This window comes from Cupriavidus sp. FW306-01-F10A, assembly GCF_058782785.1.
This window is the reverse complement of record NZ_JBYSYA010000011.1, coordinates 20,338-46,664: the sequence shown is the minus strand read 5'-3', so window position 1 is coordinate 46,664 and position 26,327 is coordinate 20,338. Positions and strand designations below refer to the sequence as shown.

The following is a 26,327-nucleotide window of genomic DNA, read 5'->3' as shown; positions in this document are numbered from 1 at the left end:
GAACTGTCGACTATCGACCACTGCGGCAAACAGGGATGCCGCTTTCGTGACTTCGCAAGGATGGGAGGGAAGCGGCGGATGGTCAAGCCCTGGGAGAGCAAAACAGCGTGTCCTTGCGCCTGCAAGCGGCGTTGCGGCATGACAACATAAGCGCCTTATGCGGCGCTTTCCATCTCAAACACCCAGGTAGCGGTCCAGGGCTTCGGGCTTGCCGGCAAGGTCCGACGCGGGGCCGGCCATCACCACCCGGCCCTTCTCCAGCACCACGGCACGGTCGGCATGCGCCAGCACCGAGCGGAAATTGCGGTCGACCACGACCGAGGCGATGCCGGTGCCGCGCACGGTGGCGATGACCTCCCAGATCTCGCGCACGATGCGCGGGGCCAGCCCTTCGGTGGCCTCGTCCAGCACCAGGCAGTCGGGATTGGTCATCAGCGCGCGGCCGATGGACAGCATCTGCTGCTCGCCGCCGGACAACTGCTGGCCGCCATGGGACAGGCGTTCCTTCAGGCGCGGGAACAGGTCGAGCACGCGCGCCTCGTCCCAGTCGTTGCGGCCGTTACAGCCCTTGCGCGCGGCCATCAGCAGGTTTTCGCGCACCGACAGGCTGGGGAAGATGCCGCGGCCCTCCGGCACGTAGGCCACGCCCAGGCGCGCCACCTCGAACGGCTGCGCGCGCGAGACGTCGCGGCCGGCCACGCGGATCTGCCCCTGGCGCTGGCGCACATGGCCCAGCAGCGTGCGCAGCAGCGTGCTCTTGCCCATGCCGTTGCGGCCCAGCAGCCCGACCGTTTCGCCCACGCCCACGGTGAAGTCGACGTCGCGCAGCACGTGGCTTGAGCCATACCAGGCGTTGATGCCGGTGGCCTCGATCATCGGCGAATTGATCGGTGCGTTCATGCGGGCTCGCTCTCTTCCTCGCCCAGGTAGGCGACCTGGACCTCGTGGTTGGTCCGGATCGCCTCGGGGCTGCCCGTGGCAATCACGGCGCCGTTGACCATCACGGTGATGCGGTCGGCAACCGAGAACACCGCGTCCATGTCATGCTCGACCAGCAGGATGGCGTGGCCCTCGCGCAGGCCGCGCAGCAGCGCCAGCATCCGCGCCGACTCTTCCGCGCCCATGCCGGCCAGCGGCTCGTCCAGCAGCAGTGCGACCGGCTGCGTGGCCAGGCACATTGCCACCTCCAGCTGCCGCTTCTGGCCATGGGCCAGGTCGCTGGCAAGCCGGTCCGCCAGCGGCGCCAAGCCGGCCCGCTCCAGCGCCTCGTCGGCCAGCGTGGCGCTGGTGCGGCAGCCCTGGGCGCTTTCCCACAGCCGCCACGCACGCTGCGCGCGCGATTGCGCGGCCAGCCGGCAGTTTTCGCGCACCGTCAGCGGCAGGAAGATATTGTTGCGCTGGTAGCTGCGCCCCACCCCATGGCGCGCCAGCCGCGGCTGCGACCAGCCGGTGACGTCCTCGCCCTTCAGGCGCAGGCGGCCGGACGACGGCGGCAGTTCGCCGGACAGCATATTGATCAGCGTGGACTTGCCCGCGCCGTTGGTGCCGATCACGGCATGGATCTCATGCAGAGACAGCGACAGGTCGACGCCCGCCACGGCGGTCAGGCCGCCGAAGCGCCGGGTCAGTTGCTGCGCCTGCAGGATCGGGATTCCTTGCGATGTCATGCGGCCTCCGTATTGCGGCGTCCTTCGCTGCGGCTGTCCGCAGTGCCCGCGGGCTCATCCGTGCCGGTGCCGGCATCGCCATTGCGGCGCCCGCGGCGGCCGTGCCGCAACACCGACGGCAGGCTGACCAGCCCGCGCGGCAGCAGCGCCACCGCGACGATGATGAAGCCGCCCATCAGCAGCTGCCAGTGCTTGGTCAGCGTACTGAACCACTCGGCCAGCAGCACGAACGAGAACGCGCCCAGCACCGCGCCGGCCAGGCTGCCCACGCCGCCCAGGATCACCATCAGCATGGCGTTGCCGGACTGGTGCCACGACGCGATCTCCGGATTGACGAAGCCAAACTGGATCGCATACAGAAACCCAGCCAGCCCCGCCAGCATCCCGCCCGCGACAAAGGCGCCAAGCTGGTAGCGGTAAGTGGCATAGCCCGCCGCGCGCATGCGCTGCTCGTTGTGGCGGATGCCGACCAGCGCGTGCCCGAAGCGCGAGCGCAGCACCAGCGCCAGCACCGCCACCGTCAGCACCAGCCCGAGCCAGACCAGCCAGTAGAAATGCGTGGGGTCGTTGACCGTCAGCAGGTGCTCGCCGGGCACCGGGAATTCCGGCCGGAAGTAGATATAGGTGCCATCGCTGCCGCCCGCGATCTTGGTGTCGTGGAAGACGAAATACACCATCTGCGCGAACGCCAGCGTCACCATGATGAAATACACACCGCGGGTGCGCAGCACCAGCGCCCCAACCACCAGCGCCAACAACGCGGATGCGGCCAGCGCCCCCGCCAGCAGCAGCCAGCCGTTGCCCGGCCCGGCCTGCGGCGCCAGTACTGCGGTGGCATACGCCGCCATGGCGAAGTACGCGGCATGGCCCAGGCTGACCAGCCCGGTGTAGCCGATCAGCAGCTGCAGCGACAGCGCGAAGATCGCCATGATCATCACCTTGCTGAGCAGCTCGATGTAGAACTTGTTGCTGTCCGCGGTCAGCAGCAGCGGCAGTGCCGCCAGCACCGCGAACGCCACCAGCCAACCCAGCCCGGTGGCCAGCGTGGTGTTGCGCGAGGAGTGCCGGCGCGCCGGCAATGTCGTCGGATTCATGTCATCCTGCCTTGAACAGCCCCTGCGGCTTCCACAGCAGGATCACCGCCATCAGCAGGTAGATCAGCACGCCGGCCGCCTCCTGCCAGAACACCTTGCCGAAGGTATCGACGAAACCCAGCAGCAGCGACGCCACCAGCGCGCCCTTGACCGAGCCGATGCCGCCGATCACCACCACCACGAAGCAGACGATCAGCACCTGCGCGCCCATGCCCGGATAGACCGACGACACCGGCGCGGCGATCATGCCGGCCAGCACCGCCAGCGCCACGCCCAGCGCGAACACGAAGCGGTACAGCACCGTGATGTTGATGCCCAGCGACTGCACCATCTCGCGGTTGGTGGCGCCGGCGCGGATCATCATGCCCAGCCGGGTGCGCCGGATCACGTAGTACATCGCCAGGGCCACCACCAGACATATCGCGGAGATAAAGAGGCGGTACACCGGATAGGTCATGTCGTTGCCGATCGCCAACGCGCCATCCAGCAACGCGGGCACCTGCACGCCGTGCACGTCATCGCCGACCAGGATGCTGCGCAACTCCTCGAACACCAGGATCAGGCCGTAGGTCATCAGCACCTGCTGCAGGTGGTCGCGCTCATACAGGTAGCTGAAGAAGGCCCATTCCAGCACGTAGCCGAATGCCACCGCCAGCACGATGCCGAGCGGGATGGCGATGAACAGGTTGCCGGTCAGGCCGGCGAGCGTGAAGGCCAGGTAGGCGCCCAGCATGTAGAAGCTGCCGTGGGCGAGATTGATCACGCCCATGATGCCGAAGATCAGCGTCAGGCCGCTGGCCACCAGGAACAGCAGCAGGCCGTACTGCACGCTGTTCAGGCACTGGATCAGGAAGGAAACGATATCCATGCGGGGTAATGCACCAAATTACCTACAGCGCCACACATGCCGGTGGCAGGCTCCCCTCTCCCGCGCGCGGGAGAGGGGTTGGGGAGAGGTCCGGCGCTTGCGGGATGCGAAGGCCTTCACTTCGTGGGGGCTTCTGCCCTCTCCCCCGCCCCTCTCCGGCAAGCGGGAGAGGGGCGCAAACCGACAGGCCGGGATGGCCTTACAGCCGGCAACCGCGCGCTGGATCAGCCAGCGCCTTCACCGCCACCGAGCTGACCTTGTTCTCGCGCCCGTCGACCTTGCGCAGGTAGAAGTCCTGCACCGGGTTATGCGCCTTGGACAGCGTGAAGGCGCCGCGCGGGCTGTCGATCCTGGCCGCGCCCATGGCTTTGTACAGGTCGGCCTTGCGCGTCATGTCGCCCTTCACCGCCGTGGCGCCGGCCGCCAGCAGCTGGGCGGCATCGTAGCCCTGCACTGCGTACACGTCGGGCTGCAGCTTGTAGGTCTTGGCGTAGTCCAGGCGGAAATTCTTGTCGCGCGGGTTGGTCAGGCCATCGGCGTAGTGCAGCGTGGTTTCCAGCCCCTGCGCGGCGTTGCCCTGTGCTTCGAGCGTGCCGTCGGTCAGGAAGCCCGAGCCGTACAGCGGGATCTTGTCCTTGAGCCCCGCCGCAGCCCAGTCCTTGACGAACTTGACCGCGCCGCCGCCGGCAAAGAACACGAACACGGCGTCAGGCTTGAGCGACGCCACTTCGGTGATCAGCGCCTGGAACTCGACATTGGGGAACGGCAGGTTCAGTTCCTTCACCACCTTGCCGCCCTTGGCCTCGAACGCCTCCTTGAAGCCCTTCACCGACTGTTCGCCGGCGGCGTATTTCCAGGTCAGCGTCACCACCTTCTTCAGGCCGCGCTCGCCCAGCACCTGGCCCATGGCGTAGCCCGGCTGCCAGTTCGAGAACGAGGTGCGGAAGATATTGGGGCCGCACAGCGGACCGGTGGCCTCGTCCACGCCGGCATTGGGGATGATCAGCAGCGTGTTGTTCTCCTTGGCCACCTTGACGATGCCCATCTGCACGCCCGAATGCACCGTGCCGACCACCACGTCGACCTGGTCGCGCTTGACCAGCTTGGTGGCGTTCTCCGGCGCCTTGGCCGGATCGGATTCATCGTCGACCTTGAAGTACTCGATGTCGCGTCCGCCGAGCTTGCCGCCCTGCTGCTGCACGTACATGCGGAAGCCGTTTTCGATGGCCGTACCCAGGGCCGCGTAGGTGCCGGTGTACGGCAGCATGAAGCCGACCTTGATCTTGCCCCCCGGCGCAGCGGGTGCGGGGGCCGCCGGCTGCGCGGACGCGCCGGCCATGGCAAAGACGGTGGCGACGGCAAGGCAGGCAGGCGCAAGCCTGCGCGAGGTGAAGCGACGCATGGTGTCTCCTGGTGGTCAAGCCGGTGGCTCGCTGGACCGTTGCCGGTCACCCCTGCCCTTGCCGTGTCCCGCGCCGGCGCATGCACCGTGAGGACCCTTCGCAACAGGCGGGAAGCCGAATTATTTTAGGTTTGAAGTATATGCGTTTATATGCCGAACCGCGGCCAGCGTCAACGGATCTTTTTGGTCGCGATGTGGCGAATGTCCACATCGCGCGAGTTTAAGCAAGGTGGTCTGGGGGGCATATCGATGGATACCCTCGATCTGCGCCATGGTGCCGTATTCGTCGTCCTCGCCCTGCACCGCCAGCACGGGGCAGCGCAGCCCGGACAGGAGCGGACGCAGGTCCCACTGGCGGAATCCGGGGTCGAGCCAGATATCGTTCCAGCCCCAGAAGGCCGAATCGACGTCGTCATGATGGCGCGCCAGCCGCTGGCGCAGGTCGGTTTCCAGGTAAGCCTGGCGCGTGCCCGCGATGCTGCGCACCGACAGGTCTTCCACCACGATATGCGGCGCCAGCACGGTGATGCCGGCAACCGCCTGCGGAAAGCTGGCGGCGTGGATCAGCGCGATCGAGCCGCCGTCGCTGTGGCCCAGCAGCCAGGGCATGCCGTGCGTGCGGCCGGGACCGATGTCGAGTACGTCGAACAAAGCGGGCAGCGCCTCGCGTGCCTGGCGATGCATGAAGTCGGGACGCCATTTTTCGTCGTGCGGCCGCGGCGTCGAACCTCCGTAGCCGTAGCGCGAGAACACCAGGCCGCGATAGTCGCCGGCCTCGCAAAAATCGCGCGGGAAATCGCGCCACATGCTGACCGAGCCCAGCCCCTCATGCAGGAACACCACCAGCGGGCGCTGCGCGCGTTCAGGCCGCAGCCACTGGTACTCGATCCGGATACGGCGCTTGTCGAAGGGGATTTCCACCAGGCTGCTTTGCATGGGCACGTTGTTGTCTTGCATCGGTTCAGAAGGAATGTCCAGAAGCTGCGGGCGCTTCATTGCGCCGCCTCCCGCGCAGCCTGCTCGCGCTGGCGCAGGCGGAAGCGCTGGATCTTGCCGGTCGCGGTCTTGGGCAGTTCGGGCACGCATTCGATCTGGCGCGGGTACTTGTATGGCGCGAGGCGCGACTTGATAAAGGCCTGCAGTTCCGCCGCCATGCCGTCATGCCATTGCTGGCCGGGCCGCAGCACGACAAAGGCCTTGGGCTTGACCAGTTCGTCGGCATCGGTGACGCCGATCACCGCCGCCTCCAGCACGGCCGGGTGCTGCGCCAGCGCGGCCTCGACCTCGAACGGCGACACGTAGATGCCGCCGACCTTGAGCATGTCGTCGCTGCGGCCGGCATAGGTGTAGTAGCCATCGGCATCGCACAGGTACTTGTCGCCGCTGCGCGTCCATTCCCCGACGAAGGTATCGCGGCTCTTGTCGCGGTTGCACCAGTACATCAGCGCGGCACTGGGGCCCTTGATATAGAGGTCGCCGATCTCGCCGGGCGCGCACGGCTCGCCGCGCTCGTCCAGCAGCTTCAGCGCGTAGCCAGGCACCGGCTTGCCGGTGGTGCCGTAGCGCACCTCGCCCGGCCGGTTCGACAGGAAGATATGCAGCATCTCGGTGGAGCCGATGCCATCCAGGATGTCGCAGCCGAAATGCGCCAGGAAGCGTTCGCCGATATCGCGCGGCAGGGCCTCGCCGGCGGAGGTGCATACACGCAACGCCACCTCGGCGCGCGGCGGCAGCTCAGGCGCCGCCAGCATGCCCGCAAACAGCGTGGGCACGCCGCAGAACACTGTGGGCCGCTGCTCGCGCAGCCGCCTGAACACGGCTGCCGGCGTGGGCCGCTCGGACATCAGCACGGTAGTGGCGCCGACCGACATCGGAAAAGTCAGCGCATTGCCCAGCCCATAGGCAAAGAACAGCTTGGCGGCCGAGAACACCACGTCGTCCTCCCGGATGCCCAGCACCTGGCGCGCATACAGGTCAGCCGTATGGAACAGGTTGCCATGTGTGTGCACGGTGCCCTTGGGCCGTCCGGTCGAGCCCGACGAATACAGCCAGAACGCCATGTCGTCCGGGCCGCTGCGCACGGCCTGCGCGGGAGAACGCGTGCGCGCCAGCATCGCGCCCACGCTGCATGCCGGCGCGCCGTCGGCATGCGGCGCCGCCTGGATCACCATCGGCGCCAGCCCGCTCTTGTCGATGGCGGCCTTCATCACCGGCAGCAGCGGCTCCGACACCACCACGGCGCGCGCGCCGCTGTGGCCAAGCATGTAGGCGTAATCGTCCGCGGTCAGCAGGGTATTGACCGCCACCGGCACCACACCCGCCAGCAGGCAGCCGAGAAATACCGTGGGGAAATCAATGGTATCGAGCGCGCACAGCAGCAGCCGCTCTTCCTGGCGCAAGCCCGCGTCGCGCAGCGCGCCGGCAAAGCGGCGGGCACGGGCATCGAGCTCGGCATAAGTCAGCGAGGCGGTGTCGTCGATGTAGGCTGTCCTGGCCCCGCGCCCGGCCTCGAGATTGCGCGACAGCAGGTCCTCGGCGGCGTTGTAGCAGGTGGGCAGTGCCGCCACGGCATCGGTAGCGGGTGGAACAGCCGGCGGCACGGGCGATGCTGCCGCTGGCATGCCGGCGGCGGTATTGGGGGGCGTCATTGTCTCCACTCCTTGGTGTCGCGCCGCGGGCCATGGGCGCCGCGCCAGCGTCAGTCCAGTCGCTGTTCTGCTTGCCGATGTCCGCCAACGTGCATGCCGGCATCCGCTTGTTGATGCATTTTATTTCATATCAACTATTATGCAAGCGAGGGGATGCACTATAGGACAGACTTTATCGAAGCGACTGCCTGCCGCGCCACTTGGCGCACCAAGGCTGCTCGTATAATGCGCCCTTGCTTTTTCTGCCGGCCAACCCGAAACCACCACCATGCGCCGCGATCCCGCCCCGCTGCCCGCCAACGAGACCGAAGCCGACACGCGCCCCGCCGGGGATGCGCCCGCCGCAGCCGCCAACGCCGAGCGCGACCCCTACCTGACGCTGCTGGGCGAGCGCATCCGTTCGCTGCGGGCCTCGCGCGGCATGTCGCGCAAGGACCTGGCGCGCGGCGCCGGCGTGTCCGAGCGCTACCTGGCCAACCTGGAAACCGGCACCGGCAATGCGTCGGTGCTGCTGCTGCGCCAGGTGGCGCGCGCGCTCGACGTGCCGCTGCCGGTGGTGCTGGCCGAAGTGGACGGCCTGAACGGCGAGCAGGCCACCGAATTTGCGCAGATGGTGCAATGGCTGGCGCAGTTGCCCGCGGGCGACCTGGCGCGCGTGCGTGAAGCCTGCCGCCATGCACTGGCCCCGGCAGAGTCCGGCGATGCGCGACACCGCCGCATCGCGCTGATCGGCCTGCGCGGCGCCGGCAAATCGACCCTGGGCCGCGCGCTGGCAGCGGCCAGGGACGTGCCCTTTGTCGAACTGAACACCGTGATCGAGCAGGAAGCCGGCGCCAGCCTGTCGGAAATCCATTCGCTCTACGGCCAGGCGGCCTACCGCCGCTACGAAATGCGCGCACTGGAGCGCACCCTGCGCGAGCACGACCGCCTGGTGCTGGCCACGCCGGGCAGCCTGGTCTCTGAACCGGCCACCTTCAACCTGCTGCTGTCGCAGTGCTATACCATCTGGGTGCGCACCTCGCCGGAGGAGCACATGGCGCGCGTGGTAGCCCAGGGCGACATGCGGCCGATGGAAGGCAACCGCGAGGCTATGGCCGACCTGCGCCGCATCCTGCAGGCTCGCGCGCCGCTCTATGACCGCGCCGATATCTCGATCGACACCAGTGGCCAGGACGCCGCCGCCTCGCTGCAGCAGTTGCGCGCCCAGCTCCAGGCGGCCGGCGCCTGACTACGCCGCCGGCCGCGCGGGTGACAAAGACATTGCGCCGGCCGCCTCCATGCACTATATTTCATCAAAAGCCGCAAGGCACTATAGTGCATTCAGGAGACAGCCATGTCCGCGCCGGCAACCGCCCCACTGCGCCCTGACCAGTCAGCCCCGTCAGACGCACCCATCACCTTCGAGCGTCATCCCGACCAGTACCGCCACTGGAAACTGAGTTTCGACGGCCCCGTCGCCACCCTGGCGATGGACGTCGACGAGGAAGGAGGGTTGCGCCCCGGCTACGCGCTGAAGCTCAATTCCTACGACCTCGGCGTCGATATCGAACTGCACGACGCGCTGCAGCGCATCCGCTTCGAGCATCCCGAAGTGCGCACCGTGGTGCTGACCAGCGCGCGCGACCGCATCTTCTGCTCGGGCGCCAATATCTTCATGCTGGGGCTGTCGTCGCATGCGTGGAAGGTCAACTTCTGCAAGTTCACCAACGAGACCCGCAATGCCATCGAGGATGCCAGCCGGCACTCGGGGCTGAAGTTCATTGCCGCCTGCAACGGCACCACCGCCGGCGGCGGCTATGAACTGGCGCTGGCGTGCGACGAGATCGTGCTGGTCGACGACCGCTCGTCCGCGGTAAGCCTGCCCGAGGTGCCGCTGCTGGGCGTGCTGCCCGGCACCGGCGGCCTGACCCGCGTGACCGACAAGCGCCACGTGCGCCGCGACCACGCGGACATCTTCTGCACCACCACGGAAGGCGTGCGCGGCCAGCGTGCCAAGGACTGGAAGCTGGTTGACGAAGTGGTCAAGCCGGCGCGCTTTGCCGAGCATATCGCCGAGCGCGCGGCGGCGCTGGCGGCCACCAGCGACCGGCCACAGGGCCACCACGGCATCACGCTGACACCACTGTCGCGCACCATCGAGCCCGACGGCTACCGCTACGAGACCGTGCGCGTGCATGTCGATGCCGCGGCGCGCAAGGCCACGCTGACCGTATTCGGGCCCGACAAGCACCAGCCCGCGGATCTCGCCGGGGTGGTCGCGGCCGGCGCGCAATGGTGGCCGCTGAAGATGGCGCGCGAGCTCGACGACGCCATCCTGACGCTGCGCGCCAACCATCTGGATATCGGCATCTGGGTGCTCAAGACCGATGGCGACGCGGCCGCGGTGCTGGCCGCCGATGCGCTGCTGCAGGCGCATGCCGGCCACTGGTTCGTGCGCGAGACCATCGGCATGCTGCGCCGCACGCTGGCGCGGCTGGATGTGTCGTCGCGCAGCCTGATCGCGCTGATCGAAGCCGATTCCTGCTTTGCCGGCACGCTGCTGGAACTGGCGCTGGCCGCCGACCGCAGCTACATGCTGCACCTGCCCGACGCCCCAGACGACGCGCCGCGCGTGTTCGCCTCCGCGCTCAACTTCGGCCACTACCCCATGCCCAATGGGCAAACCCGGCTGGCGGCGCGCTTCTATGGCGACGAGGCCGCGCTCACCGCGGTGCGCGAGCACATCGGCGCGCCGCTGGATGCGCTCAGCGCCGACTCGCTCGGGCTGATCACCGCCGCGCCCGACGATATCGACTGGGAGGACGAAATCCGCATCGCCCTGGAAGAACGCGCCAGCCTGTCGCCGGATGCACTGACCGGGATGGAAGCCAACCTGCGCTTCGGCGGCGCCGAGACCATGGAAACGCGCATCTTCGGCCGCCTGACCGCATGGCAGAACTGGATCTTCCAGCGCCCCAACGCCGTCGGCGAGAACGGCGCGCTGAAGGTCTTCGGCAGCGGCAACAAGGCACGCTTCGACTGGGACCGGGTATAGCGCCCGCCCCCCGCCAGACAACAAGGAGACAGCACGTGAGCATCGACTACAGCCAGAAGATCCCCAACAACGTCAACCTGTCCGACGACCGCGCGCTGCAGCGCGCGCTGGAACACTGGCAACCGGCGTTCCTCGACTGGTGGCGCGACATGGGGCCGGACGGCTCGCACAACTTCGATGTCTACCTGCGCACCGCGGTGTCGGTCGATCCATCGGGCTGGGCGCACTTCGACCACGTCAAGATGCCGGACTACCGCTGGGGCATCTTCCTGCAGCCGGCCGACCCCGAGCGCAGGATCCACTTTGGCGAGCACAAGGGCGAAGCCGCCTGGCAAGACGTGCCGGGCGAGCACCGCGCCAACCTGCGCCGCATCATCGTGACGCAGGGCGACACCGAGCCTGCTTCGGTCGAGCAGCAGCGCCACCTGGGCCTGACCGCGCCGAGCCTGTACGACCTGCGCAACCTGTTCCAGGTCAATGTGGAGGAAGGCCGCCACCTGTGGGCGATGGTGTACCTGCTGCACCGCTATTTCGGCCGCGACGGCCGCGAGGAAGCCGAGGCGCTGCTGGAGCGCCGCTCCGGCGACCAGGACAACCCGCGCATCCTCGGCGCCTTCAACGAGCGCACGCCGGACTGGCTGGCGTTCTTCATGTTCACCTACTTCACCGACCGCGACGGCAAGTTCCAGCTGTGCGCGCTGGCCGAGTCCGGCTTCGATCCGCTGGCGCGCACCACGCGCTTCATGCTGACCGAGGAAGCGCACCATATGTTCGTGGGTGAATCCGGCGTGTCGCGCGTGCTCCAGCGCACCTGCGAGGTGATGCGCGAACGCGGCATCGAAGACCCAGCCGAAGTGCGCGCCGCGGGGGTGATCGACCTGGAGACCATCCAGCGCTACCTGAACTTCCACTACAGCGTCACCATCGACCTGTTCGGCGCCGACCAGTCGTCCAACGCCGCCACCTTCTACAGCGCCGGCCTGAAGGGCCGCTTCGAGGAAGGCAAGCGCGCCGACGACCACCTGCTCAAGAGCGATGTCTACCGCGTGCTGGAAGTGCGCGACGGCCACCTGGGCGAGCGCGAGGTGCCGATGCTCAATGCGCTTAATGAAGTGCTGCGCGACGACTACATCAAGGACAGCATGGGCGGCGTGGCGCGCTGGAACAAGGTCATCGAAAAGGCCGGCATCGCGTTCCGCCTGACCGTGCCGCACAAGGCCTTCAACCGCAAGATCGGCACGCTGGCCAATGTGCACGTCTCGCCCGAGGGCCAGCTGATTTCCGAAGCCGAATGGAAGGCCAACGAACGCAAGTGGCTGGCCACCGATGAAGACCGCGCCTTTGTTGCCTCGCTGATGGGCCGCGTGGTGGAGCCGGGCAAGTACGCCAACTGGATCGCGCCGCCTGCGGTGGGCATCAACCGCCAGCCAATGGATTTCGAGTACGTCCGTTTCAACTGAACCAGAACCACAAGGACAGGCCAGGAGCCACCGGAGACACGCCATGGGCGCCCCCGACATCATCAAGCAGCACCTGATCGATCCGGAAATCTGCATCCGCTGCAATACCTGCGAGGACACCTGCCCGATCGATGCCATCACCCACGACGACCGCAACTACGTGGTCAGGGCGGACGTGTGCAACGGCTGCAACGCCTGCCTGTCGCCCTGCCCGACCGGCGCCATCGACAACTGGCGCACCATGCTGCGCGGCCAGGCCTACCCGATCGAGGCGCAACTGCTGTGGGACGAGTTGCCGGCCGAAGTGCCGCTGCCGGAACTGGCCGACCTGGGTGACGCGCCGCAGGCAACCCTCAGCGGCGGCACCGCAACCGGCGCCGCGCCCGACGCCGCCATCCAGTCCGTGGAAACCAGCCGCCACACCTCGCCGCGTGCGCCGTGGTCGGCGGCCCATCCCTATGTGAACCTGCATGGCGCGCGCGCGCCGGTCACGGCGACCGTGGCCGGCAACTACCGGCTGACCGCCGAGGACGCATCCAGCGACATCCACCATATCGTGCTGGATTTCGGCACGCACTTCTTCCCGATCCTGGAAGGCCAGTCGATCGGCATCGTGCCGCCCGGCACGGATGCGTCGGGCAAGCCGCACTACATCCGCTTGTACTCGGTGGCCAGCCCACGCGACGGCGAGCGCCCGGGCTACAACAACCTGGCGCTGACCGTCAAACGGGTCGACCAGGACCACGACGGCAAGCCGGTGCGGGGCGTCGCGTCCAACTACCTGTGCGACCTGGCCAAGGGCGACAGCGTACAGGTGGTGGGGCCGTTCGGATCGACCTTCCTGATGCCCAACCATGCCGAGGCCAGCATCATGATGATCTGCACCGGCACGGGCTCAGCCCCGATGCGCGCCATGACCGAGCGCATGCGCCGCAACATGGCGCACTTCGGCGGGCGCCGGCAGCTGTTCTTCGGTGCGCGCAACGCCAACGAACTGCCCTACTTCGGCCCGCTGCTGAAGCTGCCCAAGGACTTCCTCGACATCCATTTCGCCTTCTCGCGCGATCCCGCCGCGCCGCGCCGCTACGTGCAGGACGCGATCCGCGATGCCGCGGACAGCGCCGCCGCGCTGCTGGCCGATCCCAACGGCCATGTCTATATCTGCGGACTGAAGGGCATGGAGGCAGGCGTGCTCGAGGCATTCGAAGTGGTGTGCGCCGGCGCCGGGCACGCGTGGCCGGAGATCGAGGCCGCAATGAAAGCGGAGGGCCGGCTCCATATCGAGACCTACTGACGCCGCCGTAGTTTGCTGGCTTTTCAGCAATCGCTTCCCTTCTGAAATGCATCGCCTATAATATTTCTGAAGAAACAGGAGTGATGGCGATGCAATCCAGGCGGATTCCGGAAACCGATCCCGCCGGCGGCCCCGACCCCGGCACCACGCTGACCAAGGCGGTGATGCGCGCCGCCGGCTTCCTCGGCATCAGCCAGGCGGTGGTGGCAAGCGTGCTGGGCATCAGCACGGCATCGGTATCGCGCATGGCATCTGGCGGCTATGTGCTCGATGCGCACCGCAAGGAGTGGGAATTCGGTGTTCTGTTCGTGCGCCTGTTCCGATCGCTCGATGCCATCCTGGGCCACGGCGACCAGGCCCGGCTGTGGCTGACCAATGAAAACCTGGCGCTGGGCGGCAAGCCCCTTGAAATGATCCGCACAACGGAAGGTCTGGTCCGTGTCGTTCACTACCTGGACGCCACCCGCGGTCGCATCTGAGCGCAGGCAGTTCGCGCTCACGCTGTGGCGGGCGGTGGAGGCCCAGCACGTCGTATCCACCATGCCGCTGGTCGACAGCCTGGAAGAACAGGCTGTGCTGGAAGCCGTGCTCGACGCCGGCAAACCAGCAGTGCCCGCCGAGGCACGCCACCTGCACTACCTGCTGTTCACCCCGTTCCGCTATCCGCCCTCGCCCTGGGGCTCGCGCTTTCGCGCCAGCCAGGATCCGGGCGTGTTCTACGGCGCCAACGAGATCCGCACCGCCTGCGCCGAACTCGGCTACTGGCGCTGGCGCTTCCTCAACGACAGCCCCGCGCTGCCGCGCATCGACGCCCGCGCGCAGACGCTGTTCGAAGTGCGCGTCGACACCTGGGGCGTGGCACTGGACACACCGCCGTTCGACCAGGACCACGCCACCTGGACCGACCCCGACCACCACGAGCCCTGCCAGGCCTTCGGCCGCATCGCGCGCGAGGCCGGCCTTGGCATGATCCGCTACACCTCCGTGCGCGATCCCCGGCATGGCCCCTGCGGCGCGGTGCTGACCCCGCGCGCGTTCTCACACCCGGCGCCGCTGGCCACCACCACCTGGATGCTGACGGTGCGCCGCGACCGCGTGATCTGGCAGCGCGACGACCTGCAGCAACGCGACAGCTTCGAGTTCGAGGCCGCGCTGTGGCAGCGCACAACCGATAGCACTGGCAAGGGCTGAACCTCTGCCCCGTGCCGGCGATCTAATCGTTATGGCAGGCGGCAATGCGCACCGCTGGAAGGTATTTTTAAACAGGTGTTGCATTGCGCAACCAGATGCCATATAATCTTTTCTTCGACGGACGCGGGGTGGAGCAGTTGGCAGCTCGTCGGGCTCATAACCCGAAGGTCGCAGGTTCAAGTCCTGCCCCCGCAACCAACCGCATGATGCGTATCAGCGGTACCGTCCAAGCAGATAAAACCCGCCTCCGGCGGGTTTTTTTGTTTTCTGTCACATGCAGGAAGCGAGGCTTCGCGTTCCGGCGCCTTCTCCTCCCAGAAGCGGGCGGCCCTGGTGTGCGGTGTCTACGGCATTGTGGGCACGGCCCTGCCATCAGCTTTGATCTTCCGAATATCCCGCACGGCATAGTAGAGCGCCCTGATCCTGGGCGCAGCATGCGAGCCGGTCAACTCTGCGATATACGCGGCCCGCACATTTTGAAATGAACCGCTGCGCCCCACCCCCTCAAAGGTGGACGCCACGCAAAAATACTCCCGAGCCTTCCGCTGAACGAACCCGTAAAGTGCTTGAGCGGGCTCGAATCTCTCCGGCCGCTCTGTGCCTGCGCGCTTTGCACCGAGGATGGACGCTCTTTGCCGTCCGACTATCAAAAGGTCCCCCGAATTCTTCTTGCTCGATGCATATCCAAAATCAACGCCGTTGCGTCGATAGACGAGCATCACATAACCCGGCATGTCATCCTCGATAAGTATCCCGTCGCCCCCGAGCTCCTGGTACGTCGTCGATGCATCTACGCCCTGCAGCAGAACGCAACTATTCACAACTGACTCCGGCACTTGCGCCGCCGCAACTGATGACAACACCACGCCAGCAAAAAATACCAGCGTCCTCTTCATAGATACTCCTTTGAGTGGGTATATTTCAAGTAGTCCGGAGCTTGCCTCCAGAATATCGTTCCGCCATACGCTGCCGTCGACTCGTAGATATGATCGTAGCGCCAGATCTCCTCCTTCTTGACCTCGATCCTTCCATTTACCTTCGTTTTTGTTGTTTTCTCCTTCTTCACCACTTTCCGCGACTCCTTAATTCCATAAATATTATGCGACGAGTCAGTGAACTTTATCCCTCGCCCAACCTTGAAATGATTCTTGTAATTCGACTTTATATCCGCACCATCCCAAAAATATGCGCCATTTGAATAATCCACCCCACCTGACAACGCATTCCTTGCGGCCTTCACAGCATCGGACATCGGCGGCGATTTTTCGATTCCCCCCTCCTTAGCTGTATACAGCTTCTTGTATCGCTTATTGCCATCCGTCACCACAAACGAAAAAGACTTTTCCTTGGCAGTAAAGCCAGAAATAGTACTGTACCCTCGAGCTTTGCTTTGACGAACCATTACGTTTGCGATAGCCGCCATCTCCTCGAATACATCCGCCGTTGAAGACTCACCATATGCAATGGCCGCCAGCAAGCGGGTTTCGGCATCAAGCTTTTCTGGCATGCACACTCCTGCCCAGTCTTGTCCAGCCACATAACGAGCCGAAGATCGTGCTTTCCCGCGACAGCGATGGTACGTCCGTTTAATATATTCCGGTTTCGAGCCACCTGTTGTTCATCAACAAACAGATCGTAGCGATAACCTTCGACTGGCTGCCCGTCTTCATCGGTAATTTCAAAGTATTGCTCAACAATCTCAGGTGAATCTACATTCGCTTGCGCAGCAACATATGTTGTGCCGGCGAAACGGATGCCATACTCGTCCGTGCAACTTCAATTCTGAAATCCATTTGCGACGGCAAGACGAAAGGCTTCGTCTCACATTTGCAATAGACTCGGACTCCGCTCACAAGCAATTGCTTACCGTGAATATCGAAGGCGGGATAGCAATCGTTCATCACCGCCCCCCAGCTTTACAGGCAGGGCAAGTCGCATAATCCCCCTCGACGCCTACTGTCACGCCATGATGAAAGAAGCTCTGCCCGGTCCCGATAAGCACGCCGTTGGGGCTCGTCTTGTCCCCATTCCGGAGTGCATAGCGAATATCCGGCATTACGCCTCCTCCCGCTCATGGATATCTGGTGCTGTGTGGAGGACGTACCCGCAAGGTCGGCGGTTCTTGGTCTGCCGTGACAATGCCGCTCCTTTCCAGTGGAACGCAAATCACACATTTTTATCGCGCGATGCAAGTGCTGTCCTTACGGGTTGCCTTAAATCACATATGGAATCTTCATAACAAGGGTCCTGGGGATCTGCAACGAAATGCATGAGTGTCCACAGTCGAGCGACCCAGAGACCCTGACCCCTGCCGGCCCCATCCCCGAGGGTGATACACTTTCGCCATTCCTCCCGGACGCCCCTCATGAAATTCTGCTCGAACTGTGGTCATGCGGTCGTGTTGCGCGTGCCTGACGGCGACAACCGCCCGCGCAGTGTTTGCGACAACTGCGGCACCATCCACTACGTCAATCCCCGCAACGTCGTCGGCACGATCCCGGTGTGGGAGGACAAGATACTGCTGTGCAAGCGCGCCATCGAGCCACGCTACGGTTTCTGGACCCTGCCTGCGGGCTTCATGGAGATTGGCGAAACCACCGCGCAGGCTGCTTCGCGCGAGACGCTGGAAGAAGCCGGCGCGCGCGTGCAGGTCGGAGAACTGTTCTCGATCCTGAACGTGCCGCATGTGCACCAGGTGCATCTTTTCTACCTGGCCACGCTGGACGACCTGGATATCGCCCCCGGCGAGGAAAGCCTGGAGGTCAAGCTGGTCGAAGAGGCCGATGTGCCCTGGGATGAACTGGCGTTCCCCACCGTGATCCACACCCTGCGCTGCTTCTTTGCCGACCGCGCCGCCGGCCGGCTGCAGGACGGCAGCTTCCGGCTGCACAGCCTGGATATCGACAAGCCCATGCGCCCGCTGACCAGCCGGGCCACGGTCACGCCCTGAGCGGCGCAGCCGCCGCGCATCGCCCTACGGCGCAGCCCGCATGATTGCCTGGCTGGACCCGCAAGACCCGTTTCCGCCGGTTGACGAGGCGCTCGGGCCCGATTCCGAAGCCCCCGGCCTGCTGGCGGCCAGCCGCGACCTGTCGCCCCAGCGGCTGCTGCTGGCGTACCGCCAGGGCATCTTCCCGTGGTATTCGAGCGGCCAGCCGGTGCTGTGGTGGAGCACCGATCCGCGCATGGTGCTGCCCCCGCCGGCGCTGCGCGTCTCGCTCAACCTGCGCAAGACCCTGCGCCGCGTGCTGCGCGACGCTGACTGGGAGATCCGCGTCGACGACGACTTCCTGGCGGTGATGCGCGCCTGCGCGACCACCCCGCGCGACGGCCAGGACGGCACCTGGATCACCGACGACATCATTGCCGCGTACGGTACGCTGCACCGCAACGGCATGGCCCATTCGGTGGAAAGCTGGTACCGCGGCGAACGCGTGGGCGGCCTGTATGGGGTGGCGCTGGGCCGGATGTTCTTCGGCGAATCGATGTTCGCGCACCGCACCGATGCCTCAAAGATCGCGCTGGCGGCGCTGTGCGCGTTCCTCGGCAATCACGGCGTGGCGATGATAGACTGCCAGCAGGAAACCGACCACTTGGCCTCGCTGGGTGCGCGCCCGATCCCCCGCGCAGAGTTCGTGGCCCATGTGCGGGCGGCGACGGCGCTGCCGGCGATCAGTCCGTGGCGGTTCGACAAATCGGTGCTGGAGCGCTGGGCCGGGACGCCAGCCGCGCCGGCCGGCTGAAACCTGGCACGGGACGCCCCGCTGACTGCGCGTCCGGCCGCATCGTCCCGCCCGGAGCCCCCTGAGTCATGAGCAAGCTGAAGGAACTTCCGCTCTCCGCGCTGCAGTTCTATGCCACGGCGCCCTACGCTTGCAGCTATCTCGACGGCCGCATGGCACGCTCCCAGGTCGCCACCCCGGCGCACCTGATCAATGCCGACGTCTATTCACGCCTGGTGCGCGCCGGTTTTCGCCGCAGCGGCATCTTCACCTACCGACCGTATTGCGACGAATGCCACGCCTGCACGCCATGCCGCGTGGTGGTGGACCAGTTCGTGCCGGACCGCTCGCAGCGCCGCGCCTGGAGCCGCCACCAGCACCTGCAGGCACTGGTGGCGCCGCTAACCTATGTCGAAGAGCATTATTCGCTGTACCTGCTGTACCAGTCGATGCGCCACGCCGGCGGCGGCATGGACCAGGACAGCCGCGACCAGTACGAACAGTTCCTGCTGCAGAGCCGCGTCAACTCGCGCCTGGTGGAATTCCGCGAACCGCCGGGCTCGCCCGAGGCCGGGCGCCTGCGCATGGTCAGCATGATCGACGTGCTCGACGACGGGCTGTCGTCGGTCTACACCTTCTACGATCCGCTCGAACGCAACGCCAGCTATGGCACCTACAACATCCTGTGGCAGATCCGCCAGACGCGCGAGCTGGGCCTGCCGCACCTCTACCTGGGCTACTGGATCGCCGACAGCCGCAAGATGGCCTACAAGGCACGCTTCCGGCCGCTGCAGGTGCTGACCGGCAACCACTGGCATGCGTTCGAGGACGAAGCCGGGGATGCGGGCAGCCCCGCGCCTGCATCCACCCGGGAATAGCCGGGTCGCGGCATCCGGCCGCGCACTGACCGGGTATGCGGCCCAGCCGCTACAATGCGGGCCTGGTATTCACTCTGCCCTGCCCCCCCGTGCTCAACGCGCTCTACCCCCTGTTTCGCCCCGCCCTGTTCTCGATGGATGCCGAGGACGCCCACCATTTCACGCTGAACAACCTGCTGCGCGCCCATCGCATGGGCCTGGCGGGCTGCATCGGCAACAGGATTGCCGACGACCCGCGCACGGTCATGGGGGTGCGTTTCCCCAACCCGGTCGGCCTGGCCGCGGGGCTGGACAAGGACGGCGCCTATATCGACGGGCTGGCCGCGTTCGGCTTCGGCTTTATCGAGGTGGGCACGGTCACGCCGCGCGCGCAAGCGGGCAACCCGCGCCCGCGCATGTTCCGGCTGCCGCAAGCGGATGCGCTGATCAACCGCATGGGCTTCAACAACGGCGGCGTCGATGCCTTTGTCGCCAATGTGCGGGCCTCGCGCTGGAAGGCCGAGGGCGGCGTGCTGGGGCTGAACATCGGCAAGAACGCCGATACGCCGATCGAGCGCGCCAACGATGACTACCTCTACTGCCTGGAACGCGTCTACCCGCACGCCAGCTACGTGACGGTCAATATCTCGTCGCCCAACACCAAGAACCTGCGCCAGCTGCAAGGCGCGAGCGAGCTGGACAGCCTGCTGTCGACGCTGAAGGACGCGCAGCAGCGCCTGGCCGACCAGCACAAGCGCTACGTGCCGCTGGCGCTGAAGATCGCGCCGGACCTGGATGCCGACCAGATCGGCAATATCGGCGACGCGCTGGTGCGGCACAAGATCGACGGCGTGATCGCCACCAACACCACCATCTCGCGCGAGGCGGTCAAGGGCCTGCCGCATGCAGAGGAAGCCGGAGGCCTATCCGGCCGCCCGGTGTTCGAGGCCTCGACCCGGGTGGTGCGCGCGCTGCACGGCGTGGTCGGCGACGCGGTACCGATCATCGGCGTGGGCGGCATCTTCGGCGGCGCCGATGCGCGCGCCAAGATCGACGCCGGCGCGAAGCTGGTGCAGGTCTACAGCGGCCTGATCTACCGCGGCCCGGCGCTGGTGCGCGAGTGCGCCGCAGCGCTGCGCGGCTGAGCCGGCATCGTCAGGCAGGACTGGCGCGGCTCAACCCATAGCAGCCGGCCGCGTCAGTACGGAGCGTTCACCACAACGTACTGGGTTCCCTGCGGCTGATACCAGGTGCTGCCGCACTGCTGGTACACCATGCCGCCATAGCTGACCGGGACGCAGCTTGGCGGGACCGAGCGCACGACCGAACCCACTACAGCCGCGGTCACAGCCACCGTTGCGGTAACGGCGGCAGCGGTGGCGACCGGATGGTAATCGTTGTCCCAGCCGCCGCAGCATCCGCCATGCGTGTCGACATTGACGTTGACGTTCCGGTTCGTATTGATGTTGACGTTCCGGTTGGCATTGACACTGTTCACGCTGGCGCTGCGGACATTGTTGGTGCGCGCGTCGGCCCGCACGTTGCCGACCGGTGCGCCGCCACCGCCGCGCCCCACGGCGTGGCCGCCGCCACGCGCTTCAGCCTGCGGTACCCAGGCATAGGTGGCAAGCACGACTGCCCCCAGGACCGCGAGGAGGGACTTTTCGACTCGTTTCATGTGTCTCTCCTTCACTGGGTCTTGAGCGGAACAAACTTGGCCTCACGGGCGCCCTGTGGCGGCGTGAAGTGAAAGACGGAATCCTTGAAAGCCGGCTTCAGCTTCCAGTCCAGCCAGGTCACCGACTGCGGACGTGCCTCGTCAGCCCGGTTGGTCATCACCACCTTGCGCGGCACCGGACGGTTGCCGCTTGCGATCCAGATCTGCCAGTCGACCGCCCCCTGGCGCAAGGCATAGTGATCGCAGAGCGTGCCATCGATGTAGTCGCTGCCCGCATACATGGCCGAGGTGATGTTGCCCACCGGTGCCGCGGGCGTTCCCCACAGGAACAGATCGCCGATCGGCACCTCGATCCCGAAGCGCTGGCGCAGATGAACGATCAGATCACCAAGGTTTTCCGTTACGCCGGCTGAGGCGTAGTACTTTTGCGCCGGCTGGTAAAGCGTAACGGTCTTGCCGTCGTAGATCAGGTCACGTTGCGCGCGCGCGCTTCGCATCTGCGCCCGCATCTTGTTGGGCCGGTCGATGTCGATCCTGGCGGTCGCCGTATGCTGCAGCTTCTGGCCATCGGCCAGGACACGCTCGCCGTCCAGGTCGATATCGACGCTGAAACGCTTCAGCGTCGACAGGTAGGTGCCCATCTTGTTCAGGGCCTGGATCACCGCCGGGTCCACGGCATTGGCTGCCGGCTTGCTGGCAGCCGCCGGTTCAGCTGAAGCCGCGGGCTGGACGGACGCGGACTGGGTGACCGGAGCCGAAGCCGTCGGCGCCAGGCTGCTGCACGCCGCAAGCGAGACCCCCAGCACGGCAATACTCAAGACACGATACATAGCGAACCTCACAGGTTTTGATGCCATCACGGAGGACAATGCATACCATCGCTCGCGCATCCAGCGCTGTGTCGTCCCGGCGCTGCCGCGGTGGATGAATGCTAGCTGATCTGAAATTCCGGATATCGATCGGAAGACATGAATCTTTTCGAAACGTGAATTCAAGATCCCCGCTTCGAGCGCCAATATGTGGCGCGTGCCGCATCGCTTTCCTCATGCCGGCGACAGTCGGGACTTCGAGGAGAGCCTCGACACCCGGATCGCGCAATTGCATGAAGATGTCGCCGCCGCAATCAGGGTAATCCACAGGCAAAATATGAATCCCGCGCAATAAAATGCGCCTCGATGGCGGATAGCGGGCGTCTGGCAGCATCCGATGCCCCACTTCCGCATGATTACTGTCCATTTCGTGCGCGGGAAGTGGTATCCTCGCAGGCTTATCGCTGTCGCATCCGACGCGCCCGCGCACGCTCCCTCCAGCCGCAGGAAGCCGCCGCGCCCGCCCGGACCGGCACTGTGCGCCAGCATGCGCACGGGCCAGGACAGCGGACCGAACCATCCGCGGCCGTATCCAATCCAGAACCGAGTTTCGGGGGAGAACAGATAATGAAATCCATCAAGGGTCTCGCAGCAACCAAGTCGATCCTGGGCGGCGCCGTGGCGCTGGCCTTGCTGTATGGCGGCGCCGTGCAGGCCCAGACCGTCAAGGTGCTGTCGATCGTCGACCACCCCGCGCTGGACGCCATCCGCGACGGCGTGCGCGCCGAACTGAAGGCCGCCGGCTATGACGCCGACAAGAGCCTGAAGTGGGAATACCAGAGCGCCCAGGGCAACACCGGCACCGCAGCGCAGATCGCCCGCAAGTTCGTCGGCGACAACCCGAACGCCATCGTTGCCATCGCCACCCCGTCGGCCCAGGCCGTGGTTGCCGCCACCAAGAGCGTGCCGGTGGTGTACTCGGGCGTGACCGATCCGGTCGCCGCGCAGCTGGTCAAGAGCTGGTCGGCCTCGGGCACCAACGTTACCGGCGTGTCGGACAAGCTGCCGCTGGACAAGCAGGTCGCGCTGATCAAGCGCGTGGTGCCCAAGGCCAAGACCGTGGGCATGGTCTACAACCCGGGCGAAGCCAACTCGGTGGTCGTGGTCAAGGAACTGAAGGAGCTGCTGGCCAAGGACGGCCTGACGCTCAAGGAAGCCGCCGCGCCGCGTACCGTTGACATCGGCCCGGCCGCCAAGAGCCTGATCGGCAAGGTCGACGTGATCTACACCAACACCGACAACAACGTGGTGTCGGCGTATGAGTCCCTGGTCAAGGTCGCCAACGAATCCAAGATCCCGCTGGTTGCCGCCGATACCGACAGCGTCAAGCGTGGCGCCGTGGCCGCGCTGGGCATCAACTACGGCGACCTGGGCCACCAGACCGGCAAGGTCGTGGTGCGCATCCTGAAGGGCGAGAAGCCGGGCGCGATCGCCTCGCAGACCAGCGACAACCTGGAACTGTTCGTCAACACGGGCGCCGCCGCCAAGCAAGGCGTCACGCTGTCGCCGGAGCTGGTCAAGGAAGCCAAGACGGTCATCAAGTAAGCAACAGCCAAGCACTGCCCCCTGCCGCCGCAAGACGGCGGGTGCCCGTCGGGCCTATCCGGCCCGACGGGACAGAACAGGGCGAGGCGGCCGGCAGCCCCACACGGGCGTGCCGGCCCACCCGCCCCGAAGGTGGCGCCAAGGCAGCCGCCAGCCCCTGCAACAGGATTCCCCCATGTCCCTCTTTTCCCTTCTGGGCGCCCTGGAGATCGGCCTGATCTTCAGCCTGGTGGCGCTCGGGGTGCTGATCTCCTTCCGCATCCTCAACTTTCCCGACCTGACCGTTGATGGCAGCTTTCCGCTCGGCGGCGCCGTCGCCGCGACGCTGATCGCCGCCGGCCAGGACCCGTTCATGGCCACTGCCGTGGCGATCGCTGCCGGCGCGCTGGCAGGCTTCATCACCGGCTGGCTCAATGTGCGCCTGAAGATCATGGATCTGCTCGCCAGTATCCTGATGATGATCGCGCTGTACTCGATCAACCTGCGCATCATGGGCCGCCCCAATGTGCCGCTGATCACCGAGCCCACGCTGTTCACCATCCTGCAGCCCGAATGGCTGCCTGACTACGTGCTGCGCCCGCTGGTGCTGCTCGTGGTGGTGGTGGTGGCCAAGGTCGGCCTGGACTGGTTCTTCAGCTCGCAGCTGGGCCTGGCGATGCGCGCCACCGGCGCCAACCCGCGCATGGCCCGCTCGCAGGGCATCCCTACCGGCCGCGCCACGCTGGCCGGCATGGCGCTGTCCAATGCGCTGGTGGCACTGGCCGGCGCGCTGTTCGCGCAGACCCAGGGCGGCTCCGATATCTCCATGGGCATCGGCACCATCGTGATCGGCCTGGCCGCGGTGATCATCGGCGAAACCATCCTGCCGGCACGCCGCCTGATCTGGACCACGCTGGCCGTGGTGCTGGGCGCCATCCTGTACCGCTTCTTCATCGCACTGGCACTGAACAGCGACTTCATCGGCCTCAAGGCGCAGGACCTGAACCTGGTGACCGCAGCGCTGGTGACGATCGCGCTGGTGCTGCCGGCAACCCGCAAGAAGCTGTTCGCCCGCAAGAACGGAGGCGCCTGAGATGCTGCGCGCACAAGACCTGAAACTCACCTTCAACCCGGGCACCCCGATCGAGACCCGCGCCCTGCGCGGCCTCAGCCTGGAGATCCCGAGCGGCCAGTTCGTGGCCGTGATCGGCTCCAACGGCGCCGGCAAGTCGACCTTCCTGAATGCGATCAGCGGCGACCAGATGGTCGACTCGGGCCGCATCACCATCGATGACACCGACGTCACGCGCCAGCCCGCATGGGACCGCGCCCACCTGGTGGCCCGCGTGTTCCAGGACCCGATGGCCGGCACCTGCGAGGCGCTGACGATCGAGGAGAACATGGCCCTGGCCATGGCCCGCGGCAGCCGCCGCGGCTTCCGCCCGGCGCTGAACCGCACCTCGCGCGAGCTGTTCCGCGAGAAGCTGCGCCTGCTCAACCTGGGCCTGGAAAACCGCCTGACCGACCGCATCGGCCTGCTCTCCGGCGGCCAGCGCCAGGCGGTGAGCCTGCTGATGGCTTCGCTGCAGCCGTCGCGCATCCTGCTGCTGGACGAGCACACCGCCGCGCTGGACCCGAAGACCGCCGCCTTCGTGCTGGAGCTGACCGCGCGCATCGTCGAGGAAAGCAAGCTGACCACGATGATGGTGACGCACAGCATGCGCCAGGCACTGGACTACGGCCAGCGCACGGTGATGCTGCACCAGGGCCAGGTGGTGCTGGACGTGTCCGGCGACAAGCGCAAGGGGCTGGATGTGCCGGACCTGCTGAAGATGTTCGAGCAGACCCGCCACGAGCAGCTGGACGACGACGCGCTGCTGCTGGGTTGAAGAAGACCTGTAGCGATTAAAAAACGGGGAGCTTCGGCTCCCCGTTTTGTTTTGATATGTGCGCCGGCTAGTAGCGCTACCTCGCCTTCAACCCTCAATCGATCGTGATGTTCCGCTGGCGAATCACGCCGGCCCAGCGCGTGCTTTCCTTCTGGATGGCAGCGGCAAGCTGCTGCGGCGTGCCGCCGGCCGCCGCCATGCCCAGCGTGGCCAGTCTTTCCTTGAGCGCGGCGTCGGCCAGCACGGCATCGACATGCTGGCTGAGCTTGCGCACGATTTCCGCGGGCGTACCGGCCGGCGCCATCAACGCGTACCAGGAAACCGCCTCGAACTTCGGGAATCCCTGTTCGGCAATGGTCGGCACCTCGGGCAGGATCGCCGAACGTCTGGCGCTGGCAACCCCCAGCGCGTGCAGCTTGCCGGCCCGGATATACGGCAACGCCACGGAAAGCGGCGCGAACATCATCGTCACCTGGCCGCCGACCACATCGGTCATCGCCGGACTGATGCCCTTGTACGGGACGTGGTTCAGCTTGATATGGGCATCGAGCTGCAGCAACTCGCCCGCCAGGTGGGCCTGGCTGCCCGCGCCGGGCGACGCGAAGCTCAGCTCGCCCGGTTTCTGCGTGGCCAGCTTGCGCAGGTCCGCCAGCGACCGGGCCGGCGTTGCCGCATTGACCACCAGCACGTTTTCGGCGGTGGCCAGCATTGCCACCGGCGCCAGGTCTGCCGGCTTGTACGGGAGATTAGGCATCAGCGTGGGGTTCACCGCAATATTGCCCACCGGTACGACGGCCAGGGTATAGCCGTCAGGCGCGGCCTTGGCCACCATGTCGACGCCGATGGTGCCCGCCGCGCCGGCCTTGTTGTCGACCAGCACGCTCTGGCCAGTGGCCTTGGCGATGCCCTCGCCAACCGCCCGGCCGAGCACATCGGCCGGGCCGCCGGCAGCAAACGGCACCACGATCCGCACCGGCTTGGCGGGATAGCCCTGCGGCTGGGCAAGCGCGGGCGGGGCCGCGAGCCACGGCGCGCAGGCCGCCACGCAGGCGAGCACGCAACGCATGGCCATACGCCGCAGATCTGCTCGTACGGCGGGCTTTACAGCATGTTCTACAGCGGGTTTCACA

At 66.1% G+C, this 26,327-nt stretch carries 26 protein-coding genes and 1 tRNA gene; 14 read left to right on the top strand and 13 right to left on the bottom strand.

The annotated features are described in order from the left end of the window. Nucleotides 1-174: 174 nt before the first annotated feature. The 7 genes from AC3WLF_RS17300 to AC3WLF_RS17270 form a co-directional block, all read right to left on the bottom strand. Complete coding sequence (locus AC3WLF_RS17300) at nucleotides 175-900, bottom strand: ABC transporter ATP-binding protein (RefSeq protein WP_492320548.1); 726 nt, start codon at nucleotides 898-900, stop codon at nucleotides 175-177. After that, nucleotides 897-1,667 (bottom strand): ABC transporter ATP-binding protein, encoded by a 771-nt coding sequence (locus tag AC3WLF_RS17295; protein ID WP_492320547.1) that lies wholly within the window; start codon nucleotides 1,665-1,667, stop codon nucleotides 897-899. The genes AC3WLF_RS17300 and AC3WLF_RS17295 overlap by 4 nt, the downstream gene beginning before the upstream one ends. After that, complete coding sequence (locus AC3WLF_RS17290) at nucleotides 1,664-2,761, bottom strand: branched-chain amino acid ABC transporter permease (protein WP_492320546.1); 1,098 nt, start codon at nucleotides 2,759-2,761, stop codon at nucleotides 1,664-1,666. The genes AC3WLF_RS17295 and AC3WLF_RS17290 overlap by 4 nt, the downstream gene beginning before the upstream one ends. Nucleotide 2,762: 1 nt before the next feature. After that, entirely contained in the window at nucleotides 2,763-3,629 is an 867-nt protein-coding gene (locus AC3WLF_RS17285) for a branched-chain amino acid ABC transporter permease (protein ID WP_018310382.1), read from the bottom strand. Nucleotides 3,630-3,828: 199 nt separating this feature from the next. Next, nucleotides 3,829-5,031 (bottom strand): ABC transporter substrate-binding protein, encoded by a 1,203-nt coding sequence (locus AC3WLF_RS17280; protein WP_013956428.1) that lies wholly within the window; start codon nucleotides 5,029-5,031, stop codon nucleotides 3,829-3,831. A gap of 120 nt (nucleotides 5,032-5,151) precedes the next feature. Continuing rightward, a complete protein-coding gene (locus tag AC3WLF_RS17275) occupies nucleotides 5,152-5,988 on the bottom strand; it encodes an alpha/beta fold hydrolase (RefSeq protein ID WP_492320545.1) in 837 nt (278 codons plus the stop codon). A gap of 35 nt (nucleotides 5,989-6,023) precedes the next feature. Continuing rightward, nucleotides 6,024-7,679, bottom strand: a complete 1,656-nt coding sequence (locus tag AC3WLF_RS17270; protein WP_492320544.1) for a benzoate-CoA ligase family protein — start codon at nucleotides 7,677-7,679, stop codon at nucleotides 6,024-6,026. Nucleotides 7,680-7,947: 268 nt separating this feature from the next. Here AC3WLF_RS17270 and AC3WLF_RS17265 point away from each other — a divergent pair, with 268 nt between their 5' ends. From AC3WLF_RS17265 to AC3WLF_RS17235, 7 genes are all read left to right on the top strand, one after another. Then, entirely contained in the window at nucleotides 7,948-8,907 is a 960-nt protein-coding gene (locus tag AC3WLF_RS17265) for a helix-turn-helix transcriptional regulator (protein WP_492353120.1), read from the top strand. 105 nt (nucleotides 8,908-9,012) lie between these two features. Then, nucleotides 9,013-10,713, top strand: coding sequence for a 2,3-epoxybenzoyl-CoA dihydrolase (gene boxC, locus AC3WLF_RS17260; protein WP_492320542.1), 1,701 nt, complete (start codon nucleotides 9,013-9,015; stop codon nucleotides 10,711-10,713). A 35-nt stretch (nucleotides 10,714-10,748) separates the two neighbouring features. Then, a complete protein-coding gene (gene boxB, locus AC3WLF_RS17255) occupies nucleotides 10,749-12,173 on the top strand; it encodes a benzoyl-CoA 2,3-epoxidase subunit BoxB (protein ID WP_492320541.1) in 1,425 nt (474 codons plus the stop codon). A 43-nt stretch (nucleotides 12,174-12,216) separates the two neighbouring features. Next, nucleotides 12,217-13,467 carry a benzoyl-CoA 2,3-epoxidase subunit BoxA gene (boxA, locus tag AC3WLF_RS17250; protein WP_492353121.1) on the top strand — a complete coding sequence of 417 codons (1,251 nt, stop codon included), beginning with the start codon at nucleotides 12,217-12,219 and terminating at the stop codon, nucleotides 13,465-13,467. Nucleotides 13,468-13,556: 89 nt separating this feature from the next. Continuing rightward, nucleotides 13,557-13,946 carry an MbcA/ParS/Xre antitoxin family protein gene (locus tag AC3WLF_RS17245; RefSeq protein WP_035815700.1) on the top strand — a complete coding sequence of 130 codons (390 nt, stop codon included), beginning with the start codon at nucleotides 13,557-13,559 and terminating at the stop codon, nucleotides 13,944-13,946. Then, the gene (locus AC3WLF_RS17240) at nucleotides 13,906-14,658 is read left to right on the top strand and encodes an RES family NAD+ phosphorylase (protein ID WP_492320538.1); all 753 of its coding nucleotides are present in this window, start codon (nucleotides 13,906-13,908) and stop codon (nucleotides 14,656-14,658) included. Before AC3WLF_RS17245 ends, AC3WLF_RS17240 begins: the two co-directional genes overlap by 41 nt. A gap of 122 nt (nucleotides 14,659-14,780) precedes the next feature. Next, nucleotides 14,781-14,856 (top strand) — tRNA-Met (locus AC3WLF_RS17235). 146 nt (nucleotides 14,857-15,002) lie between these two features. Here AC3WLF_RS17235 and AC3WLF_RS17230 read toward each other — a convergent pair. The 3 genes from AC3WLF_RS17230 to AC3WLF_RS17220 form a co-directional block, all read right to left on the bottom strand. Continuing rightward, complete coding sequence (locus tag AC3WLF_RS17230; protein WP_492358555.1) at nucleotides 15,003-15,554, bottom strand: hypothetical protein; 552 nt, start codon at nucleotides 15,552-15,554, stop codon at nucleotides 15,003-15,005. After that, the gene (locus AC3WLF_RS17225; protein WP_492358554.1) at nucleotides 15,551-16,165 is read right to left on the bottom strand and encodes a hypothetical protein; all 615 of its coding nucleotides are present in this window, start codon (nucleotides 16,163-16,165) and stop codon (nucleotides 15,551-15,553) included. Before AC3WLF_RS17225 ends, AC3WLF_RS17230 begins: the two co-directional genes overlap by 4 nt. A 393-nt stretch (nucleotides 16,166-16,558) precedes the next feature. Further along, nucleotides 16,559-16,714 carry a PAAR domain-containing protein gene (locus AC3WLF_RS17220; protein WP_492320535.1) on the bottom strand — a complete coding sequence of 52 codons (156 nt, stop codon included), beginning with the start codon at nucleotides 16,712-16,714 and terminating at the stop codon, nucleotides 16,559-16,561. Nucleotides 16,715-17,023: 309 nt separating this feature from the next. On the opposite strand from AC3WLF_RS17220, the gene AC3WLF_RS17215 reads away from it, so the two are divergent. The 4 genes from AC3WLF_RS17215 (at nucleotide 17,024) to AC3WLF_RS17200 (ending at nucleotide 20,382) form a co-directional block, all read left to right on the top strand. Then, nucleotides 17,024-17,608, top strand: a complete 585-nt coding sequence (locus AC3WLF_RS17215) for an NUDIX hydrolase (RefSeq protein WP_011615057.1) — start codon at nucleotides 17,024-17,026, stop codon at nucleotides 17,606-17,608. A 40-nt stretch (nucleotides 17,609-17,648) separates the two neighbouring features. Then, entirely contained in the window at nucleotides 17,649-18,401 is a 753-nt protein-coding gene (gene aat / locus AC3WLF_RS17210) for a leucyl/phenylalanyl-tRNA--protein transferase (protein WP_492320534.1), read from the top strand. 68 nt (nucleotides 18,402-18,469) lie between these two features. Then, a complete protein-coding gene (locus AC3WLF_RS17205; protein WP_492320533.1) occupies nucleotides 18,470-19,258 on the top strand; it encodes an arginyltransferase in 789 nt (262 codons plus the stop codon). An 89-nt stretch (nucleotides 19,259-19,347) separates the two neighbouring features. Next, nucleotides 19,348-20,382 (top strand): quinone-dependent dihydroorotate dehydrogenase, encoded by a 1,035-nt coding sequence (locus AC3WLF_RS17200; RefSeq protein ID WP_492357440.1) that lies wholly within the window; start codon nucleotides 19,348-19,350, stop codon nucleotides 20,380-20,382. Between the two features lie 53 nt (nucleotides 20,383-20,435). Here AC3WLF_RS17200 and AC3WLF_RS17195 read toward each other — a convergent pair whose 3' ends face one another. Both AC3WLF_RS17195 and AC3WLF_RS17190 read right to left on the bottom strand, forming a co-directional pair. Further along, on the bottom strand, nucleotides 20,436-20,915 hold the full coding sequence (locus AC3WLF_RS17195; RefSeq protein WP_492320531.1) for a hypothetical protein: 480 nt from the start codon (nucleotides 20,913-20,915) through the stop codon (nucleotides 20,436-20,438). A gap of 11 nt (nucleotides 20,916-20,926) precedes the next feature. Beyond that, nucleotides 20,927-21,910 carry a DUF2092 domain-containing protein gene (locus tag AC3WLF_RS17190; protein WP_492320530.1) on the bottom strand — a complete coding sequence of 328 codons (984 nt, stop codon included), beginning with the start codon at nucleotides 21,908-21,910 and terminating at the stop codon, nucleotides 20,927-20,929. A 441-nt stretch (nucleotides 21,911-22,351) separates the two neighbouring features. Here AC3WLF_RS17190 and AC3WLF_RS17185 point away from each other — a divergent pair, with 441 nt between their 5' ends. The 3 genes from AC3WLF_RS17185 (at nucleotide 22,352) to AC3WLF_RS17175 (ending at nucleotide 25,197) form a co-directional block, all read left to right on the top strand. Then, nucleotides 22,352-23,329, top strand: a complete 978-nt coding sequence (locus AC3WLF_RS17185; RefSeq protein ID WP_035815710.1) for an ABC transporter substrate-binding protein — start codon at nucleotides 22,352-22,354, stop codon at nucleotides 23,327-23,329. A gap of 175 nt (nucleotides 23,330-23,504) precedes the next feature. After that, nucleotides 23,505-24,401, top strand: coding sequence for an ABC transporter permease (locus AC3WLF_RS17180; RefSeq protein ID WP_011615051.1), 897 nt, complete (start codon nucleotides 23,505-23,507; stop codon nucleotides 24,399-24,401). Nucleotide 24,402: 1 nt separating this feature from the next. Next, nucleotides 24,403-25,197: an ABC transporter ATP-binding protein gene (locus AC3WLF_RS17175; protein ID WP_011615050.1), complete on the top strand. Its 795-nt coding sequence runs from the start codon at nucleotides 24,403-24,405 to the stop codon at nucleotides 25,195-25,197. Between the two features lie 94 nt (nucleotides 25,198-25,291). On the opposite strand, the gene AC3WLF_RS17170 is transcribed toward AC3WLF_RS17175, so the two are convergent. Then, the gene (locus tag AC3WLF_RS17170) at nucleotides 25,292-26,269 is read right to left on the bottom strand and encodes a Bug family tripartite tricarboxylate transporter substrate binding protein (protein ID WP_492320528.1); all 978 of its coding nucleotides are present in this window, start codon (nucleotides 26,267-26,269) and stop codon (nucleotides 25,292-25,294) included. Nucleotides 26,270-26,327: the final 58 nt, after the last annotated feature.